This is a genomic window from Roseovarius nubinhibens ISM, assembly GCF_000152625.1.
GTDB lineage: Bacteria > Pseudomonadota > Alphaproteobacteria > Rhodobacterales > Rhodobacteraceae > Roseovarius > Roseovarius nubinhibens.
The window spans coordinates 524,533-543,387 of sequence record NZ_CH724156.1; the positions used below are offsets into that span (position 1 = coordinate 524,533).

General features: G+C 65.2%; 14 protein-coding genes. 9 read left to right on the forward strand and 5 right to left on the reverse strand.

What is annotated here, in order from left to right; genetic code table 11:
* The first annotated feature begins 64 nt into the window (after positions 1-64).
* Positions 65-1,588 (forward strand): trimethylamine methyltransferase family protein, encoded by a 1,524-nt coding sequence (locus tag ISM_RS02680; protein WP_009812567.1) that lies wholly within the window; start codon positions 65-67, stop codon positions 1,586-1,588.
* On the opposite strand, the gene ISM_RS02685 is transcribed toward ISM_RS02680, so the two are convergent.
* The 4 genes from ISM_RS02685 to ISM_RS02700 form a co-directional block, all read right to left on the reverse strand.
* The gene (locus tag ISM_RS02685; RefSeq protein ID WP_009812568.1) at positions 1,585-2,598 is read right to left on the reverse strand and encodes a LysR family transcriptional regulator; all 1,014 of its coding nucleotides are present in this window, start codon (positions 2,596-2,598) and stop codon (positions 1,585-1,587) included. The two genes, ISM_RS02680 and ISM_RS02685, sit on opposite strands and share 4 nt — an antisense overlap.
* Before the next feature lie 144 nt (positions 2,599-2,742).
* Positions 2,743-3,768: an L-threonine 3-dehydrogenase gene (gene tdh, locus ISM_RS02690; RefSeq protein ID WP_009812569.1), complete on the reverse strand. Its 1,026-nt coding sequence runs from the start codon at positions 3,766-3,768 to the stop codon at positions 2,743-2,745.
* 129 nt (positions 3,769-3,897) lie between these two features.
* Positions 3,898-6,348 (reverse strand): GcvT family protein, encoded by a 2,451-nt coding sequence (locus tag ISM_RS02695; RefSeq protein WP_009812570.1) that lies wholly within the window; start codon positions 6,346-6,348, stop codon positions 3,898-3,900.
* Between the two features lie 29 nt (positions 6,349-6,377).
* On the reverse strand, positions 6,378-7,907 hold the full coding sequence (locus tag ISM_RS02700) for a trimethylamine methyltransferase family protein (RefSeq protein ID WP_009812571.1): 1,530 nt from the start codon (positions 7,905-7,907) through the stop codon (positions 6,378-6,380).
* Positions 7,908-8,017: 110 nt separating this feature from the next.
* Between ISM_RS02700 and ISM_RS02705 the strand changes: the two genes are divergently transcribed.
* Positions 8,018-8,971 (forward strand): LysR substrate-binding domain-containing protein, encoded by a 954-nt coding sequence (locus ISM_RS02705; RefSeq protein WP_009812572.1) that lies wholly within the window; start codon positions 8,018-8,020, stop codon positions 8,969-8,971.
* Between the two features lie 810 nt (positions 8,972-9,781).
* Positions 9,782-11,146, forward strand: a complete 1,365-nt coding sequence (locus ISM_RS02710) for a formimidoylglutamate deiminase (RefSeq protein WP_040617789.1) — start codon at positions 9,782-9,784, stop codon at positions 11,144-11,146.
* An 85-nt stretch (positions 11,147-11,231) separates the two neighbouring features.
* On the opposite strand, the gene ISM_RS02715 is transcribed toward ISM_RS02710, so the two are convergent.
* A complete protein-coding gene (locus ISM_RS02715) occupies positions 11,232-11,921 on the reverse strand; it encodes a GntR family transcriptional regulator (RefSeq protein WP_009812574.1) in 690 nt (229 codons plus the stop codon).
* Positions 11,922-12,207: 286 nt separating this feature from the next.
* Between ISM_RS02715 and ISM_RS02720 the strand changes: the two genes are divergently transcribed.
* The 6 genes from ISM_RS02720 (at position 12,208) to ISM_RS02745 (ending at position 18,853) form a co-directional block, all read left to right on the forward strand.
* Positions 12,208-13,254, forward strand: coding sequence for a rod shape-determining protein (locus tag ISM_RS02720; RefSeq protein WP_009812575.1), 1,047 nt, complete (start codon positions 12,208-12,210; stop codon positions 13,252-13,254).
* A gap of 104 nt (positions 13,255-13,358) precedes the next feature.
* A complete protein-coding gene (mreC, locus tag ISM_RS02725) occupies positions 13,359-14,297 on the forward strand; it encodes a rod shape-determining protein MreC (RefSeq protein WP_009812576.1) in 939 nt (312 codons plus the stop codon).
* Positions 14,290-14,829: a hypothetical protein gene (locus tag ISM_RS02730; protein ID WP_009812577.1), complete on the forward strand. Its 540-nt coding sequence runs from the start codon at positions 14,290-14,292 to the stop codon at positions 14,827-14,829. Before mreC ends, ISM_RS02730 begins: the two co-directional genes overlap by 8 nt.
* Positions 14,826-16,766, forward strand: coding sequence for a penicillin-binding protein 2 (gene mrdA, locus ISM_RS02735; RefSeq protein ID WP_009812578.1), 1,941 nt, complete (start codon positions 14,826-14,828; stop codon positions 16,764-16,766). The genes ISM_RS02730 and mrdA overlap by 4 nt, the downstream gene beginning before the upstream one ends.
* 10 nt (positions 16,767-16,776) lie before the next feature.
* Positions 16,777-17,916 carry a rod shape-determining protein RodA gene (gene rodA / locus ISM_RS02740; protein WP_009812579.1) on the forward strand — a complete coding sequence of 380 codons (1,140 nt, stop codon included), beginning with the start codon at positions 16,777-16,779 and terminating at the stop codon, positions 17,914-17,916.
* 4 nt (positions 17,917-17,920) lie between these two features.
* Positions 17,921-18,853 (forward strand): 2-hydroxyacid dehydrogenase, encoded by a 933-nt coding sequence (locus tag ISM_RS02745; RefSeq protein WP_009812580.1) that lies wholly within the window; start codon positions 17,921-17,923, stop codon positions 18,851-18,853.
* The last annotated feature ends 2 nt before the right edge of the window (positions 18,854-18,855 follow it).

An 18,855-nucleotide genomic window follows, 5' to 3' on the forward strand; every position in this document is an offset into this window, starting at 1 on the left:
TGCTGAGAGTTCAGCGGACCTGAGCGCCAAGACACGCGGGTCCTTTTGTCAGGAGCGGCGGCAGATGACGGATACGAGACCCAAACGCGGCGGGCGGGAAGAACGATTGGCGAAACGGGCGGCCAAGCCGGTGTTCGACCCCTGCCCGCCCGGCCAGCGCGGCGGCGCCTATCGGCCGCTGAGCGAGGCCGAGCTGGCCCGGATTTTCGACACGGCGCTCGATCTGCTGGCGCGGCTCGGCATGGGCGAGGTGCCCGAGAGGCTGAGCCGTGATCTGCTAGCGGCGGGGGCGACGCGTGGCGAGGGCGCGCGCATCTGCCTGCCCCGGACGCTGGTGCAGGAGGCCATCCAAGGGGCGGCCAAGCAATTCACCCTGCATGGCCGTGATCCGGCGCGCAGCATCACCGTGGGCGGCGACCGGGTCTTTTTCGGCACCGGCGGCGCGGCGGTGCAGACGCTCGACATGGACAGCGGGCGCTATCGGCCCTCGACCCTGGTCGATCTGCATGATTTCACCCGGTTGCAGGATGTTCTGGCCAATGTCGCCTGGTTCACCCGCTGCTGTGTGGCGACCGATGTGCCGGATAATTTCGATCTCGATGTGAACACGGTCCATGCGCTGATCAGCCATACGACCAAGCCGGTGGCCACGTCCTTTACCCTTGCCGAGCATGTGGCGCCGATTGTCGACATGCTCGACATCGCGGCGGGCGGGCCGGGGCAGTTTTCCGAGCGCCCCTTTGTGAAGGCGCATATCAGCCCGGTGATCTCGCCCCTGCGCTTTGGCGAGGATGCGGTCGATGTGGTCTATGAATGCATCCGCCACAATATCCCGATGTCCTGCATCACCGCGGCGCAGGCCGGGGCCACCGCGCCCGCCACCATGGCCGGGTTTCTGGCGCAGTCGCTGGCCGAGACGCTGGCGAGCCTGGTGATGGTGCATGCGATTCAGCCGGGCTTTCCCATGGTGTTTTCCAACTGGCCGCTGGTCATCGACCTGCGCACCGGGGCGTTTTCGGGCGGCGGCGGCGAGACGGCGCTGCTCAACGCGGCTTCGGCGCAGCTGTCGAACTGGCTCGGCCTGCCGTCGGGGGTGGCGGCCTCGATGACCGATGCCAAGGCGATCGACGCGCAATATGGTGTGGAAAAGGGCATGACATCGCTGGCGGCGGCGCTGGCGGGGGGCAATCTCATCTATGAAAGCTCTGGCATGACGGCGGCGCTCTTGGGGGTGAGTTTCGAAGGCTTCGTCCTCGATGACGAGATGCATTCGATGAGCTATCGCACGCTGCGCGGCATTGAGGTGAGCGATGAGACGCTCGGCTTTGACGCGATCTGTGGCGCGGTGCTTGGCGAGGGGCATTTCCTTGGCGAGGCACAGACCCATGCGGCGATGGAGCGGGATTATTTCTATCCGCGTCTGGCCGACCGGGTCGAGCCGCGCAGCTGGGCCGAGGCCGGGGCGGCGGATGCCTGGACCCGGGCCAAGACGCGGGCGCGGGAGATCCTCGACAGCCACCATCCCGAGTACCTTAGCGCCGAGCAGCAGGCGGCGATCCGCGCCCGGTTCAACATCCTGATGCCTTAGCTCTCGGTCTCTTCGCTCTCGTCGACCTCTGCCGGATCGGACATCCCGCCCAAGAGGCGGAAACTGTCGGCGAGCCACGGCGCCTTTTCCAGCACCGGCAGGATGGCGTGATCGGCGAGCATCTGACGCAGCTTGGCCTCGATGATGCCGCGCACCGAATTGGCGCAATCAGGCGTCGAGATCAGCGACAGCTCGCGGGCAAAGGCGCGACCCGGGAAGGGCTGCATCTTGAGATGCGAGTGGAATTGACGGGCCCGCGCAAAGAGCAGCGGCGTGGTGATCGTCCAGCCCGCGCCGACCGAGACCATCGCCATAAGGGTTTGATTGTTCCCGCATTCAAAGCGGTTCGGCAGGGTGTATTTCATCCGCTTGAGCTGGGCCTCGATCTGCTGCGCGATGATCTGCCCGGTGGTGAAGCGCAAAAACGGCAGGTCGGTTTCACCGCGCACCAGATCCTCGGGCGCGAGCGTGCTCTGCGCTGGCATCACCATCACGAACGGGTCGCGCAGCACCGGATGACAGCTCAGCCCTTCGGGGCGGTCCTGCGGCGTGGCGACAAGGCCGATGTCGAGCTCGCGCTTGCGCAGCATCTCGACAATCGCGCGGCTGGCGTCGCTGTGATAGGTGAAATCGCATTGCGGCATCCGGCGCGACAGATGCACCGCCAGGCCGGGGATGATGTCGCTGTCGAAATCCTCGATACTGCCGAGCCGCAGATGCCGCGCGGTGGCCGGTTCGCCCGAGGCGGCCTCGGCGGTGGCGGCGCGCAGGGCGATGAGCGCGGGCTCGATATTTCGCAGAAAACTCTGGCCGGTGGCGGTGAGGACCATGGGGCGGCGGGAGTGGTCGAAGAGGGGCACGCCGAGATGGTTTTCGAGCACATGGAGATGGTGCGACATGGTGCTGACCGAGAGGCCCGCCGCGTCCGCCGCCGATTGCAGCGACGGGTGGCGCGCGGAAATCTCGAACATTTCCAGTGACTTGAGGCTCAGATCCTTGCGGGCGGGCATGATGCATTCCGGGTGATAGGGGCACTCCGGGCAGCATGGCACCTGAGGCCCACTGCCCGCAAGCCCCTGTCGCACCACGAAAAATCCCGTATCGGCAACACGTCGGTATTGCGTCGGTAAAGCGACAGTGGCGAAACCGGGGCCTTAGCCCCAGTCCATCACCACCTTGCCCGCCTCGCCCGAGAGCATCGCGGCAAAGCCATCCTCAAAGGCGTCGATGCCGATGCGATGGGTGATCAGCGGCGTCAGGTCGAGGCCCGATTGCACCAGCGCGATCATCTTGTACCAGGTCTCGTACATCTCGCGGCCATAGATGCCTTTGACGTTGAGCATCTTGAAGATGATCTTGTTCCAGTCGACTGCGAACTCGGTCGGCGCGATGCCCAGAAGTGCGATCTTGCCGCCATTGTTCATCTTGTCGATCATGTCGCGCATGGCGGGGGCCGCGCCGGACATCTCGAGCCCGACGTCAAAACCTTCGGTCATGCCGAGCCGCGCCATCACATCCTTGAGGTTTTCCTCCGCCGCGTTGACCACATGCTGCACCCCGAGCTTTTGCGCGAGCGCGATGCGATAGGGCGATATGTCGGTGATCACCACTTTGCGCGCGCCGGCCTTTTGCGCGACGAGCGCCCCCATGATGCCGATCGGACCGGCCCCGGTGACAAGCACATCCTCACCCACCAGATCAAAGCTCAGCGCGGTGTGGACCGCATTGCCGAACGGATCGAAGATCGCCGCGATCTCGTCGGGGATGTCATCGGGGATCGGCACCACATTGCTTTCGGGGATGCAGAGATATTCCGCGAAAGAGCCGGGCCGGTTGACCCCCACGCCGAGCGTGTTGCGGCACAGATGCCCCCGCCCCGCGCGACAGTTGCGGCAGGTGCCACAGACCACATGGCCCTCGCCCGCGACGCGCTGGCCGATCTTGTATTTGATCGCGGCGCGGCCCGTGTCGACGATCTCGCCACAGAACTCATGGCCGACGACCATCGGCACCGGCACGGTCTTGGCCGACCATTCATCCCATTTCCAGATATGCACATCGGTGCCGCAGATGGCGGATTTGCGCACCTTGATGAGCACTTCGTCATCGCCCGGTTCCGGCACCGGGACATGTTCCATCCAGAGGCCCGGCTCGGGGCGGGATTTCACGAGGGCCTTCATCTGATTCTGCATGGCGGTCTCCTTTTGACCCTGCATCTATACGCAGGCCTCCGGGCGCGTCCAATCAACTCGGAGGTGAGGGTGGCGGCAGGCCCCGGTGAGGGCCTGCCCTGAGGGATGGGCGCGGGACTAGCCGCGCATCTTGGCCCCGTCGGGATCGTAGAGCGGTGCGCCCTGCACCTCGGCGCGGTGCATCTCGCCGAGGATCTCGACCTCGAGCGCGGTGCCCGGCGCGGCATGTTCAGCCGCGACATAGGCCATCGCCATCGAGCGGCCGACATGATGGGCATAGCCGCCGGAGGTGATATAGCCCACCGCCGCACCGTCCTTGAGCACCGCCTCATCGAGCGTCACGTCGATCTCGGTGTCGATGGTCAGCGTCACCAGCTTGCGCGCGACGCCCGCCGCCTTGGCGGCCTCGGTCGCAGCCTTGCCGACGAAGTCCTTCTTCCAGTTGATGAACACATCCATACCGCTCTCTACCGCGTTGAAATCGGGACGGAATTCGAGGCCCCAAGCCCCCCAGCCCTTTTCCAGCCGCATCGACATCAGCGCCCGGTTGCCATACCAGCGATAGCCGAGATCGGCGCCCGCCTCTTCGATCGCCTCGGAAAGACGAATGAGATATTGCGGGCGGCAGTAGATTTCATAGCCCAGCTCGCCCGAGAAGCTGATCCGGTTGAGGATCACCGGCACGCCGCCAACATAGGTCTGACGGCAGTCGCGGAATTTGAACGCCTCGGCAGAGACATCGTCACGGGTGATCCGCGCCAGAAGCTCGCGGGCGTTGGGCCCGGCGATGCCGATCCCGTGCCAGTCGCCGGTCTGGTTTTCATGGCGCACGCCCTCGGGCAGGGTGCGGGCGAAGAAGCGCGAATGCGCGTCCTGCATCGTGCCCGAGCCAAACAGCATGAAGTGATCCTCGGCGAGGCAGGCGACGGTGAGATCGCCATAGAGCCGCCCCTTGTCGGTGAGCATCGGGGTGAGCGTGATGCGGCCCGGTTTCGGGATATAGCCCGCCATGGTCCGATCAAGCCAGTCGCGCGCGCCGGGGCCGCGGATCTCGTGCTTGGCAAAGTTCGCGAGCTCGATGCCGCCGACCGCGTGGCGCACCGCGCCCACCTCGCCCGCGACATAATCGTGGCTGCGGTTGCGTTCGAACGTGGGGTCTTCCCAGGCGTCCTCGGGGCCGTCGGCGAACCACAGCACATGTTCGAGACCAAAGGCCTGCCCCATCCGCGCGCCCTTGGCGACGAGACGGTCATAGAGCGCGGTGGTCTGTTGCTTGCGGCCCTTGGGCAGGGTCTCGTTCGGGAAGGTCATCACGAAGCGGCGTTCGTAGTTTTCGGTCGATTTGACCGTGCCCCAATCGGGGCTCGCCCAATTGCCGAAGCGCGCCACGTCCATCGCCCAGACGTCGATGGAGGGTTCGCCATCCATCATCCATTCGGCCATGGTGAGGCCGACGCCGCCGCCCTGACAGAAGCCCGCCATGACGCCCACGGCGCACCAATAGTTGGTCATCCCCGGCACCGGCCCGATCATCGGGTTGCCATCGGGACCAAAGGTGAAGGGGCCGTTGATCGCCTGCCGGATGCCGGTTTCCGCCAGCGCCGGGATCCGTTCGAAGGCAAACTCGAGCCGGTCGGCGATCTGGTCGAGATTGGGCTGCAGCAGCTCATGGCCGAAGTCCCAGGGCGTGCCGCCCACTTTCCACGGCGTGCCGCGCTGTTCATAGGTGCCGAGCAACAGCCCCTTGCGTTCCTGACGGAAATAGATGTTGGCCTCGTAATCGATGCCGCAGGGCAGACGGTCCTTGGCGGCGGCGATTTCGGGGATGTCCTCGGTCAGCAGGTAGTGATGTTCCATCGGCTGCACGGGGATGTTGATCCCCTGCATATGGCCCACTTCGCGCGCCCAGAGCCCGCCGCAGTTGACGATGATTTCGGCGTTGATATTGCCCTTGGGCGTGGTCACGTCCCAGGAGCCGTCGGATTTCTGGGTGGTGGCGGTCACCGGCGTATGGGTGAAATATTGCGCACCATGGACGCGGGCCGATTTGGCGAAGGCATAGGTCGCGCCCGAGGGGTCGAGATCGCCGTCCTGATCGTCCCAGAGCGCCGCGAGGTAATGTTTCGGGTCGATGAGCGGGTGCCGCTCGGCCACTTCCTTGGGCGAGATGAACTCTTGGTGCAGGCCCATGTAGCGCGCCTTGGAGCGTTCCCGCTTGAGGTAATCATACCAGGTCTTGTTGGAGGCGAGGTAGAAGCCGCCGGTCATGTGGAGGCCGACCGATTGGCCGGAGGTTTCCTCGATCTCCTTGTAGAGATCGATCGTATAGCCCTGCAGGCGGCTGATGTTCGGATCGGAGCTGATGGTGTGGATCTGACCGGCGGCGTGCCAGCTCGACCCGCTGGTGAGCTCGTCACGTTCCAAGAGCACCACGTCTTTCCAGCCAAACTTGGCGAGGTGAAAGAGGATCGAGCAGCCGACGACGCCGCCGCCGATGATGACGACCTTGGCGTGCGACGGCAGTTGCTTGCCCGTCGGGGGCGTGTCTTCCTTGAGAATTTCGGGCATGTTTTATCCTTTCGAAAGGGTCCGGCCGGTCAGTACCAGGCGTCGGGGAGGTCGGATTTGCGGCGGGCCACATGATCGGCCAGCGCGTCGCGCAGGGCCGGATCGATGGGCGGGGCTTCATATTGGTTGAGCATCTCGGTCCAGCGGGCATGGGCGCGGGCCCGCATGTCGAGCGAGCCGCCCTCCTCCCAGCTCTCGACATTTTCGCTGTCGCTGAGGCGGGGCTCATAGAAGGCGGTCTGATAGTTGCGCATCGTATGGGCCGAGCCGAGGAAATGGCCGCCCGGCGCGACCTCGGCATAGGCGTCACGGGCGAGCGCGTCCTCGTCATCGACATGGCCGAGGCCCACGAGTTTCTGATAGGCGCCGAGCCGGTCGGCATCCATCACCAGTTTCTCGAACCCGGTGGCGAGCCCGCCCTCGAGCCAGCCGGCGGCATGGAGTGTGAAGTTCGAGCCCGCGAGCACGGTGGAGTGCATGGAATCGGCGCTCTCATAGGCGGATTGCGCGTCCTCGATCTTGGACGCGGTGAGCGAGCCGCCACAGCGTAGGGGCAGGCCGAGACGGCGGGCGAGCTGACCGATGATGTAATTCGACAGCACCGGTTCCGGCATCCCGAAGGTGGGCGCGCCGGATTTGAGCGACATCGACGACAGGAAATTGCCCATCACGAAAGGCGCGCCGGGGCGGACGAGCTGAGCATAGGCGCAGCAGATCATCGCCTCGGCCACGGCTTGGGCCACGCTGGCGGTGGTGCTCACCGGGCCCATCGCGCCGGTGAGGATGAAGGGGGTGACGACGATGGCCTGACCACGGCCGCAATAGACCTGGATCGCCTCGGTCACCACCTTGTCAACCAGGAGCGGCGAGTTGGTGTTCACATTGGCCATGATGCAGGTCTCGCGGTCGAGCCGCTCGGCGCCAAAGACGATCTCAGCCATGTCGACGCTGTCCTGGGCGCGGCTTTTCTCGGTGATCGCGCCGAGATGCGGTTTGTCCGAGAGCGTCATATGGGCAAAGAGCATGTCGAGATGGCGTTTCGACACCGGCACATCGGTGGGCTCGCAGATCACGAAAGAGCCGTGATGGAGGTTGGGATGCATATAGGTGAGCTTCACCAGCTTTTCGAAATCCGCCATATTGCCATAGCGCCGGCCGCCTTCGAGATCGCGCACGAAGGGCGCGCCATAGATCGGCGCAAAGACCTGATTATTGCCGCCGATGACGACCGAGCGTTCGGGGTTGCGGGCGTGCTGGGTAAATTCGCGCGGGGCCTTGGCACAGAGGCTGCGGATCCATTGCGCATCGGCCTTGATCAGATCGCCATGCTCGCCGCCCGGCACCACCCCGGCCCGGCGCCAGACATCGAGCGCTGCGGGATCGTCGCGAAAGGCGATGCCGACATTTTCCAAGAGCCAATCCACCTGACCCTCGAGCCGGGTGAGTTGATCCTCGGAGAGCACGTCAAACACCGGCAGGCTGCGCCGGATATAGGGCGAAGCGGGGGCGACGGGGGCCGTCGTGTCGCTGCGGCGGGCGGTGCGGGCGCGTCTGGCCATGGGGGCCTCCTTTGTCAAAACCTGGCGGTGTCAGAACCTGGCCGCTTTCTAGCCGTCGCCCCCCCTGCTGTGATCCTTGAAAATCCATATGGTTTGGATAGACTGTAGCTATGGCAAGACTGTCTCATCTCCTGCAATCGCCGCGCGCGCTCATCATCTTTGAGGCGGCGGCACGGCTGCGGTCCTTCACCCGGGCGGGGGAGGAATTGCATATGCAGCAACCCTCGGTCAGCGCCGCGATCAAGGGGCTCGAGGCCGGGCTCGGGGTGCAGCTCTTTTTGCGGGGGCATCGTCAGGTCGATCTCACGGCGGCGGGGGCGCGGCTCTATTCCGATGTGACAAAGGCCCTGCATGACATGGAAAATTCCATCAGCGCGGTGCGTCAGATGGGGCAGCAGAGCCATGTCACGATCTCCACCTCCTCGGCCTTTTCCTATTACTGGATGATGCCGAGATTGCATCTTTTGCGCGCCCGCCACCCTGAGATCGACCTGCGGATGCAAAATAGCGACAGAGAGCCGGAGCTGGCCTCGGAGAACCTCAGCCTTGGCATACGTCTGGGCGATGGCAACTACCCCGGTTACGAGACCGCGAAGATCGCCGATGAGATCATCTATCCGGTGGCGAGCCCGCGGGTCATGGCCGCTGCCAAGAACCTGCGGTCGATCCCCACCTTGATGAGCGAGCGGCTCATCCATCTCGAAGAGCCGATCCGCCAGCGGCCCAATTGGTCGGATTGGTTCGCCCATCATGGCATCCGCGACCGGGATGTGAGCGCCGGGCTGCGGCTCAATGATTACGCGCTGGTGCTGCAGGCGGCGGTATCGGGCGAAGGGTTTGCCTTTGGCTGGGAGCATATCGTGCGCAACCTGCTCGACCGGGGGATGCTAGCGGCGCGGCGGGAATGGTCATGGCGCACGGGACAGGGGATTTACCTGCTCTGGTCGTCGCATGCGCCGCTGTCGGATCATGCCATCGCGGTGCGCGACTGGATCATCGACGTGGCGCGGGAGGGCCCCGAGGCGGAGGCGGCGCAGGCATCTGCGCCGGACCTGACACGCTAGCGGATGTGCCGGGTCGGCAGGGTGTCGGTATCGCGGTGGTATAACGACAGTAGGGGTGAGAGGGGCGCGCCCGGCCGCGGGGGGGCATCACTGAGGGTCGTGGGGCGCGGTTTATGGTGGGGCTTCGGCGTGAGGGGTGTGGACAAGAGTGACCTTGCTAAAGCGCCCGACAGGATGAGCCCTTGGGGGGCGGTCGGGCGCTGCCCGGCGCGGCGGGGCCCCGTATGCCGGGCGGAGGGCTAACTCTTTTCTGAGAAGATAAAGCTTAGACAGAGACAGGCAGTCCGAGGGCGGTGCCCGACCGCGGGTGGGCGTCACTGCGGGTCGTGTGGCGCGATTTATCGGTGGGCTTCGGCGTGTGGGCTGTGGACAAGAGCAGTGTTGCTAAAGCGCCCGCCCGGGGGGCGGTCGGGCGCTGCCCGGCGCGGCAGAGCCGCGATTGCCGGGCGGGGGTGGTCAAGGTCTCAAACGTCCTGCCCGGCGCGGCGGGGCCGCGTAGGCTGGGCGGAGGGTTATCTCTTTCTTGAGACAATGGAACTTAGACAGAGACAGGCAGCCCGAGGGCGGTGCCCGACCGCGGGTGGGCGTCGAGACGGTCACTTGGCTCGGTTTATCGGTGGGCTTCGGCGTGAGGGGTGTGGAAATAAATGACGTAGCAGAAGCGCCCGCCCGGGGGGCGGTCGGGCGCTGCCCGGCGCGGCAGAGCCGCGAAAGCCGGGCGGTTTACCCCCGGCCCCATCAACACCCTTGCCAAACCCGTTCGGATGGCATTATGTCCAGACATAACATTTCACACCAACGGAGGCCGGTATGTCCGTAATTTGGGCCGAACACGCGTTAACCCCTGAGGGCTGGGCACGGGATGTGCGGCTCGAGATTGACGCGGAGGGGCGCATTGCCACGCTCACGACAGGCGCGGCCCCCGAGGGCCAGCGCGTCGGCACCTTGCTGCCCGCGCCGGCCAACAGCCACAGCCACGCGTTTCAGCGCGCCATGGCCGGGCTCAGCGAGCGGCGCGGGCCCGATCCGCGCGACAGTTTCTGGACCTGGCGCAAGCTCATGTACAAATTCCTCGACCAGATCACCCCGGATCAGGTCGAAGCCATCGCGGCGCTGGTGCAGATGGAGATGCTCGAGGCGGGATTCGCCACCAATATCGAGTTCCATTACCTGCATCACCGGCCCGATGGGCAGCCCTATGACAAGCTGTCGGAAATGGCCGACCGGATCGCGGCGGCGCAGGGGCAGACGGGCATCGGCCTGACGCTGCTCCCCGTGCAATATCAGTTCGGCGGTTGTGACCAGCGGCCTCTGGGCGCCGGGCAATGCCGCTTTGGCAACACGCCAGACCAGTATCGCCGCCTTCTCGAAGAGGCGGGCAAGACCTTGGAATCACTGCCAAAAGACAGCTGCCTCGGGGTCGCGCCGCATTCGCTTCGGGCGGTGGCGCAGGAGGATCTGCGGGCGGCGGCGCGCCTTCTGCCCGGCGGGCCGGTGCATATGCATCTGGCCGAGCAGATCCCCGAGGTCGAAGAGGTCGAGGCCTCCTGGGGCGCGCGGCCGGTCGAATGGGCGCTCGACAATCTCGAGATGAGCGACCGCTGGTGCCTCATTCACCTGACGCAGATGACCCCGGAGGAGACCGCACGGCTGGCCAGAACCGGCGCGGTGGCGGGGCTCTGTCCGATCACCGAGGCCTCGCTCGGGGATGGGATTTTCGACGGGGTGCGCTGGCTTGAAAACGGCGGCGCGATCTCGGTCGGATCGGACAGCAACATCTTGATTTCACTGCATGAAGAGCTGCGCTCGCTCGACACGTCGCAGCGGCTGCGCGATCACAGCCGGGCGGCGCTGGCGACGGCGGATCTGTCCACCGGGCGGCGGCTCTTTGAGGGCATGGCCAAGGGCGGGGCGCAGGCGGCGGGGCGCGATGCCGGGCGGCTTGAAGCCGGGGCCTGGGCTGACCTTCTGGCGCTCGACATGAGCCATATCGACCTCGAAGGGATCGAGGGCGATTTGATCCTTGATACCTTCGCCTTTGCAGGCCGTGACAACATGGTGTCGGACGTCTGGGCGGCGGGGCGACATATGGTGCGCGAGGGGCGGCATATCCACCGCGAGCGGATCATCGAGGGCTATCGCAAGGCGGTCAAAGGGCTGCGCGGCAACCTCTGACACAGCTCAAAACGCCGGGTCGGTAACCTGTCGGTATTACGACGGTAACGCGACAGTGGCCGATCCGGCGGCTTTTTCGACCATTTCAGTAGCGCGTGGTCATCCGGTGGCCGCGCTGATGGGCGAGGCGCACGAAGGTGATGGCGCGGCCTTCCCACCAGGTCGCGCGTTCCACCAGAAACAGCGCGTCGCCGGTCGCACAGCCCATGCGGCGGGCGAGCTGATCATCGGCGGCAATCGCCGAAAAGCTGATCTCGGCATCGGAAAACGGCACTTCGCGAACCAGCCATTCATTGGGACCGGTGGCGGTGAAATCGCCGTCGCGGGCCTGTGGCAGGGCGGCGAGGCTGATCCAGCGTTCTTCGTGCTGATAGGGCTGGCCATCGGCATGGTGCAGACAGGTGAGATGCAGCACCAGATCGCCGGGGGCGAGCGCCATGCGCGCGGCGAGCCAATCGGGCGGCGCGATCTCGTCGCGGCTGATCAGCGCATAGCGGTAGGCGGCACCGCGCGCCTCGATCTCTTCGCGGACGATGGGAATGTCGAACCGGGCGGCGCGGCGCGGCGAGAGCCGGACACGGGTGCCGGCCTTGCGCTTGCGCTCGATGAGCCCGGCCTCGGCCAGTTCGCGCATGGCGCGGTTGACGGTGGCGCGGGCACAGCCGAATTCGGCGGCGAGATCGACCTCATTGGGAACCAGATCGCCGGGCGCCCAGACCCCTTGCAGGATGCGCTGGCGCAACTCCTCCCGAACCTCGCGAAAATCGCTCTTCATCTACCTGCCCTGTCACGCTGCGCCGGGTCTTGCCACGGCCTCTTGGGTCAATTTGTACGCACATAGAGCGATTAAATCAAACATGACGATCCGGGCGCGCGCGAGAAGGATTTTGCCGAGGCAATGCCAAGACATTGCCCACCGGGAAAAAAACCGGCAGTTTGACGCCGAGTGCCACGAAACAGCCCCTTTCGCCGCCAGTGGCGCCGCTCTATAACACTCGCGGCCTTCGGCGAAAGAGTCGCGGGCCTTTTTGATATTTCTTTCGACAGGAAACCCCCGCCTCATGTCGCTATTGCACCGCATTCCCGGCCTCTTCACCTCGGATATGGCCATCGACCTTGGGACCGCCAATACATTGGTCTATGTCAAGGGGCGCGGCGTCATCCTGTCAGAGCCGTCGGTGGTGGCCTATCACGTCAAGGACGGCGTCAAGAAAGTGCTGGCCGTGGGCGAGGATGCCAAGCTCATGCTGGGCCGCACGCCCGGCTCGATCGAGGCGATCCGGCCGATGCGCGAAGGCGTCATCGCCGATTTCGACACCGCCGAGGCGATGATCAAGCATTTCATCCGCAAGGTGCACAAGCGCTCGACCTTCTCCAAGCCGAAGATCATCGTCTGTGTGCCCCATGGCGCGACGCCGGTGGAAAAACGCGCCATTCGCCAATCGGTTCTCTCGGCGGGCGCGCGGCGCGCCGGTCTGATTGCAGAGCCCATCGCAGCGGCCATCGGCGCCGGCATGCCGATCACCGATCCGACCGGCAACATGGTCGTCGACATCGGCGGCGGCACCACCGAGGTCGCGGTTCTGAGCCTTGGCGACATCGTTTATGCGCGTTCGGTCCGGGTCGGGGGCGACCGGATGGACGAGGCGATCATCAACTATCTGCGCCGTCAGCAGAACCTGCTGGTGGGCGACGCCACCGCCGAGCGTATCAAGACCTCGATCGGCACCGCCCGGATGCCCGATGACGGGCGCGGCGCGTCGATGCGGGTGCGCGGCCGGGACCTTCTCAACGGGGTGCCGAAGGAAACCGAGATCAGCCAGGCGCAGGTCGCCGAGGCGCTGGCCGAACCGGTGCAGCAAATCTGCGAGGCGGTGATGACCGCGCTGGAAGCCACGCCGCCCGATCTCGCCGCCGATATCGTCGACCGGGGCGTGATGCTCACCGGGGGTGGTGCGCTCTTGGGGGATCTCGATCTGGCGCTGCGCGAGCAGACCGGTCTCGCGGTGTCGATTGCCGACGAATCGCTCAACTGTGTGGCGCTGGGCACCGGCAAGGCGCTCGAGTTTGAAAAGCAACTGCGTCACGCCATCGATTACGACAGCTGATCCCCGCCGCCACCGCCCGGAGGCCGCATATCCTTCGGCTTTGCATGGCGCGGCAGGGATCGTCTATGGTTTTGGCATAGTCATGCAGATCAAGGGGGTATGGCTTGGCCCGCGACAAATCGCAAAGTGACGAATACCGGGGCCCGCTCCGGCGGCTCTTGATCGGTGTGCTGGTGGTGTGCCTGCTGGGTCTGTTCCTGCTGTGGCGCATCGACAGCCCGCGCGTCGAGCGGTTCCGCGCCCGTGTCGTCGACCGGGTGGTGCCGAGCTTTGACTGGGCGATGGCTCCGGTGACCGGCGTGGTCAACATCGCCCGCGATTTCCAGAGCTATCAGCGGCTGCATCAGCAGAACCAGGAGCTGCGCCGCGAATTGCAGCAGATGAAGGCTTGGAAAGAGGCGGCGCTGCAGCTCGAACAGGAGAACGCGCGGCTTCTCGATCTCAACAATGTGCGGCTCGATCCGCGGCTCACCTATGTGACCGGCGTGGTGCTGGCCGACAGCGGCTCGCCCTTCCGGCAGTCGGTGATCCTCAACATCGGGGCGCGCGACGGCATCGTCGATGGCTGGGCCGCGATGGATGGGCTGGGCCTTGTCGGGCGGATTTCCGGGGTGGGCGAGAACACCAGCCGGGTGGTGCTGCTCACCGATACCTCGTCGCGCATTCCGGTGATCATTCAGCCCTCGGGGCAGCGGGCGCTGATCGTGGGCGACAACACCTCTGCGCCGCCCATCGATTTCCTTGAGGACAAGGCGCAGGTGCGCCCCGGTGATCGCATCGTGACCTCGGGCGATGGCGGGGTGTTTCCGCCGGGTCTTTTGGCGGGTCAGGTGGCGCTCGATCCCGGTGGGCGGCTGCGCATTCGGCTGGCGGCGGATTACGAGCGGCTCGAGTTTCTGCGGGTGCTGCGCGATTATGGCCGGGTCGGCATCGACACGCCCGGCCAGCTGATCGCGCCGCCGGGTAGCTATGGGCCGCAACTGCCGGAGGCGGGTGCGGAGACCGGAGCCGCCGCCCCAGCGACGGGGGGTGGCAATGGCTGAGCGCAACACGGTTCGGCTCTGGCTCATGCGGGGCATCTTTGCGGCGATCTGTGGCGCGCTCATCTTCTGGCGTCTGCTGCCGCTCGACATGTTGCCGGCGCGGATTGCCGGACCGGATATCATCGTCGCGCTGAGCTTTGCCTGGGTGCTGCGGCGGCCCGAATATGCGCCGCCCCTGTTTATCGCCACGATCCTGCTGATGTCTGACCTGTTGTTTCAGCGGCCTCCGGGTCTCTGGGCGGCGCTGGTGCTGATCGCCTGTGAGACGCTCAAGCAGCGGGCGAGCGGGCTGCGCGATATGGGGTTCTTGCCCGAATGGCTCAGCGTGGCGGGGATGGCGCTGGCGCTCTGGCTCGCTTACCGCGTTGTTCTGGCGGTGTTTTTCGTGCCGCAAGCGCCGCTGAGCCTGACCTTGATGCAGCTTGTCGCGACCATCGCCGTCTATCCGATCGTGGTCTTTGTCAGCACCACGCTGCTCGGGGTGCGGCGGGTGCGGCCCGGCGATGCCGAAAGCCTGGGGATGCGCGCATGAAACGGGTGAGCCGCGACAATGCCGAAAGCAACCGGTTGCTCAACCGCCGGGCCTTGATCCTCGGCGCGGCGCAGGCCGGGATGCTCGGGGTGCTGGGCCTCCGGATGCGGTATCTGCAGGTCGATCAGGCGGATCAGTTCCGTCTTTTGGCCGATGAGAACCGGATCAAGATTCGGCTCATCCCGCCGGCGCGGGGGCAGATCTATGACCGCAATGGCCGGGTGATCGCGGAGAATGTGCCCTCGTATCGGATCATGCTCGATGCCGAAGAGGCGGGCGATGTGGAGGATGTCATTGCGCGGCTTGGCCGTCTGGTGGCGCTCGACCCGGCGGAACTGGCCAAGGCGCGCGAGGAAATGCGCCGTTCGCGTATCCATCCGGTGACGATTGCCGACAGGGTGAGCTGGGACGAGCTGAGCCGGGTGGCGGTCAACGCCCCTGCCCTGCCCGGTGTGCGGCCCGAGGTCGGCCTGTCGCGGCGCTATCCGCAGGCCGAGGATTATTCGCATATGGTGGGCTATGTCGGCCCGGTGAGCGACCGCGATCTCGAACGGATCAAGGCGCCCGATCAGCTCTTGCGCATTCCGCGATTCCAGATCGGCAAGGTGGGGCTCGAGGTGCGCCAGGAAGATCTGTTGCGCGGTAAGGCGGGCACGCGGCGCATCGAGCAGAACGCCTCGGGCCGGGTGATCCGCGAGTTGGACCGCCGCGAGGGGGAGCCGGGCAAGAACATCCAGCTCACCACCGACAGCAACCTGCAGGCCTATATCAAGGACCGGCTGCACAATGAGAGCGCCGCCGCCGTGGTGATCGACGTGCAAACCGGCGATATTCTCGCCTCTGGCTCGACCCCGGCCTTTGATCCCAACCTCTTTGTGCGCGGCATTTCGGTGGCCGATTACAAGGCGCTGTTGGAAAACAAATACCGGCCGCTGCCCAACAAGGCGGTGCAAGGCGTCTATCCGCCCGGCTCGACCTTCAAGATGGTGACGGCGCTGGCGGCGCTCGAGAGCGGGCAGATGACGCCCAATGACACGGTCTATTGCCCCGGTCACCTCGAGGTCAGTTCGCGCCGTTTCCACTGCTGGAAGCGGGTGGGCCATGGCAATGTCGATCTCAACCGGTCGCTGCGCGAGAGCTGTGACGTCTATTATTATGAGATGGCGCTGCGCACCGGGATCGAGAAAATCTCGGAAATGGCGCTGCGGCTCGGGCTCGGTCAGGATTACGACCTGCCGATGACCAGCGTGTCAGAGGGGCTCATCCCCACCAAGGAATGGAAGCGCAAGGCGCGGGGCGAGGACTGGGTGATCGGGGATTCGATCAACGCCTCGATCGGTCAGGGCTTTGTCCTCACCTCGCCGCTGCATCTGGCGGTGATGACCGCGCGCATCGCCACCGGGCGCAGCGTGATGCCACGGCTGATCAAATCCATCGACGGGGTCGAGACGCCCAGTGGCGCGGGCGAGGATCTCGGGCTCAACCCGAACCATCTGCGCGAAATCCGCCGCGCCATGTTTGCCGTGTCGAACAACAAACGCGGCACCGCCTATCGCAGCCGCATCGAGGAAGACGCCTATCGCATGGCGGGCAAGACCGGCACCAGCCAGGTCCGCAACATCACCGCCGCCGAACGCGCGCGCGGGGTGACCAGCAACAAGGACCTGCCCTGGGAGCGGCGCGACCACGCGCTGTTCGTCAACTATGCCCCGGCGGACAATCCGCGCATCGCGGTGGCGGTGGTGATCGAACATGGTGGCGGCGGCTCGACCGCGGCGGCGCCGGTGGCGCGCGACATCACCTTGCAGGCGCTCTATGGCGACACGCCGCCGCTGGCCGCCTATCCGCAATCCGACCGCAGCCGCATCAAGGCACAGCAGGAACGTCTCCAACGCGAACGCGAGGCGCGCGACGCCAGCGTGAAAGACCGCGCATGAGGCCCGGACGATGAGCTATCTCGAATATACCGTCAAACATGTGCCCTCGGGGCTCAGCAAGCTGTTCTATCTGAACTGGGCGCTAATCCTGTTGGTGACGGCGGTGGCGAGCATCGGCTTCTTGATGCTCTATTCGGTGGCGGGCGGCTCGTTCGATCCGTGGTCGATGGCGCAGATCAAGCGCTTTGCCCTTGGCTTCACCCTGATGATCTTTGTCGCCATGGTGCCGATCTGGTATTGGCGCTCGGTCTCGATCGCGGCCTATCTGCTGGGTCTCGCGCTGCTCATCGCGGTGGAATATGTCGGCTCCGTCGGCATGGGGGCGCAGCGCTGGATCGACCTTGGCTTCATGCGATTGCAGCCCTCGGAGCTGATGAAGATCGCGCTGGTGATGGCGCTGGCAGCCTATTACGACTGGCTTCCCGTCAAGCTCAAATCGCGGCCTTTGTGGGTGCTGTTGCCGGTGCTTCTGATCATGCTGCCGGTCTATCTCGTGCTGACCCAGCCCGATCTCGGCACCGCGATCCTTCTGGTGACGGTGGGCGGGCTCATCATGTTTCTGGCGGGGGTCCATTGGGCCTATTTCGCGGTGGTGGTTACCGCCGGGGTGGGGCTTGTCACTGCCGTTCTCAAATCGCGCGGCACGCCCTGGCAGCTCTTGGAAGATTACCAATATCGCCGCATCGACACGTTTATTGATCCGAGCAGCGACCCTCTGGGCGCAGGCTATCACATCACCCAATCCAAGATCGCGCTCGGCTCGGGCGGCTGGACCGGGCGGGGGTTCATGCAGGGCACGCAGTCGCAGCTCAACTTCCTGCCGGAAAAGCACACCGACTTTATCTTTACCACGCTGGCCGAAGAGCTGGGCTTTCTCGGGGCGGCGTCGCTGCTGGCGCTCTATGCCTTGATAATACTCTTTTGCATCATTTCTGCGCTGCAACAGCGCGATCGCTTCTCTTCCTTGCTAACCCTCGGGTTGGCCAGCAATTTCTTCCTTTACTTCGCGGTCAACATGTCCATGGTCATGGGGCTTGCGCCGGTGGTCGGGGTGCCGCTGCCCTTGGTGAGCTATGGCGGCTCGGCCATGCTGGTGCTGATGATCGGCTTTGGCCTTGTCCAGAGCGCCCACGTCCACAGACCAAGGTAAATTCATGTCCGTCAATATTCTCTTCGCAGGCCATTCCGACCGGTGGCCCGAGTATCAGCCGCATTTGCAAGAGGCGCTCGATGCGGCCGGAATCGCGTCCAACCTCGCCTGCGACATCGCCTCTGACGAGGTCGATTACGTCATCTATGCGCCGAACGGCCCGATCGAGGATTTCAGCCCCTTCACCCGCGCCAAGGCGGTGCTCAACCTCTGGGCCGGGGTGGAACGGATCATCAGCAACGAGACGCTGACCCAGCCGCTCACCCGGATGGTCGATGCCGGGCTGCGCGAGGGGATGCGCGAATGGGTGACGGGCCATGTGCTGCGCCATCATCTCGGCATGGATGCCCATATCGTGAACCCCGAGCGGGAGTGGCACCATGTGCCCGCGCCGCTGGCCCGCCGCCGTCCGGTGACCATTCTGGGTCTGGGCGAGCTGGGTCAGGCCTGTGCCGAGCCGCTGGTGAGCCTCGGCTTTCCGGTGACCGGCTGGAGCCGCAGCCAGAAGGAAGCGCCGGGCGTGCGCTGTCTGGCGGGCGACGAAGGACTGACCGAGGCGCTCACCGGGGCCGAGATCGTCGTGCTTTTGCTGCCGCAGACCCCGGCCACGGAAAATATCCTCGATGCCGAGCGGCTGGCGCTCCTGGCCCCCGGCGCGGTGGTGATCAACCCCGGCCGTGGCCCGCTCATCGATGATGAGGCGCTGTTGGCGGCGCTCGACAGCGGTCATCTGGGTCATGCCACGCTCGATGTGTTCCGGGTCGAGCCGCTGCCCGAGGATCACCCGTTCTGGTCGCATCCCAAGGTCACCGTGACGCCGCATATCGCGTCCGAGACCCGCGCCGATACCGCCGCCGAAGTCATCGTCGAGAACATCCGGCGCGGCGAGGCGGGCGAACCGTTCCTGCATCTGGTGGATCGCAAGACCGGCTACTGAGC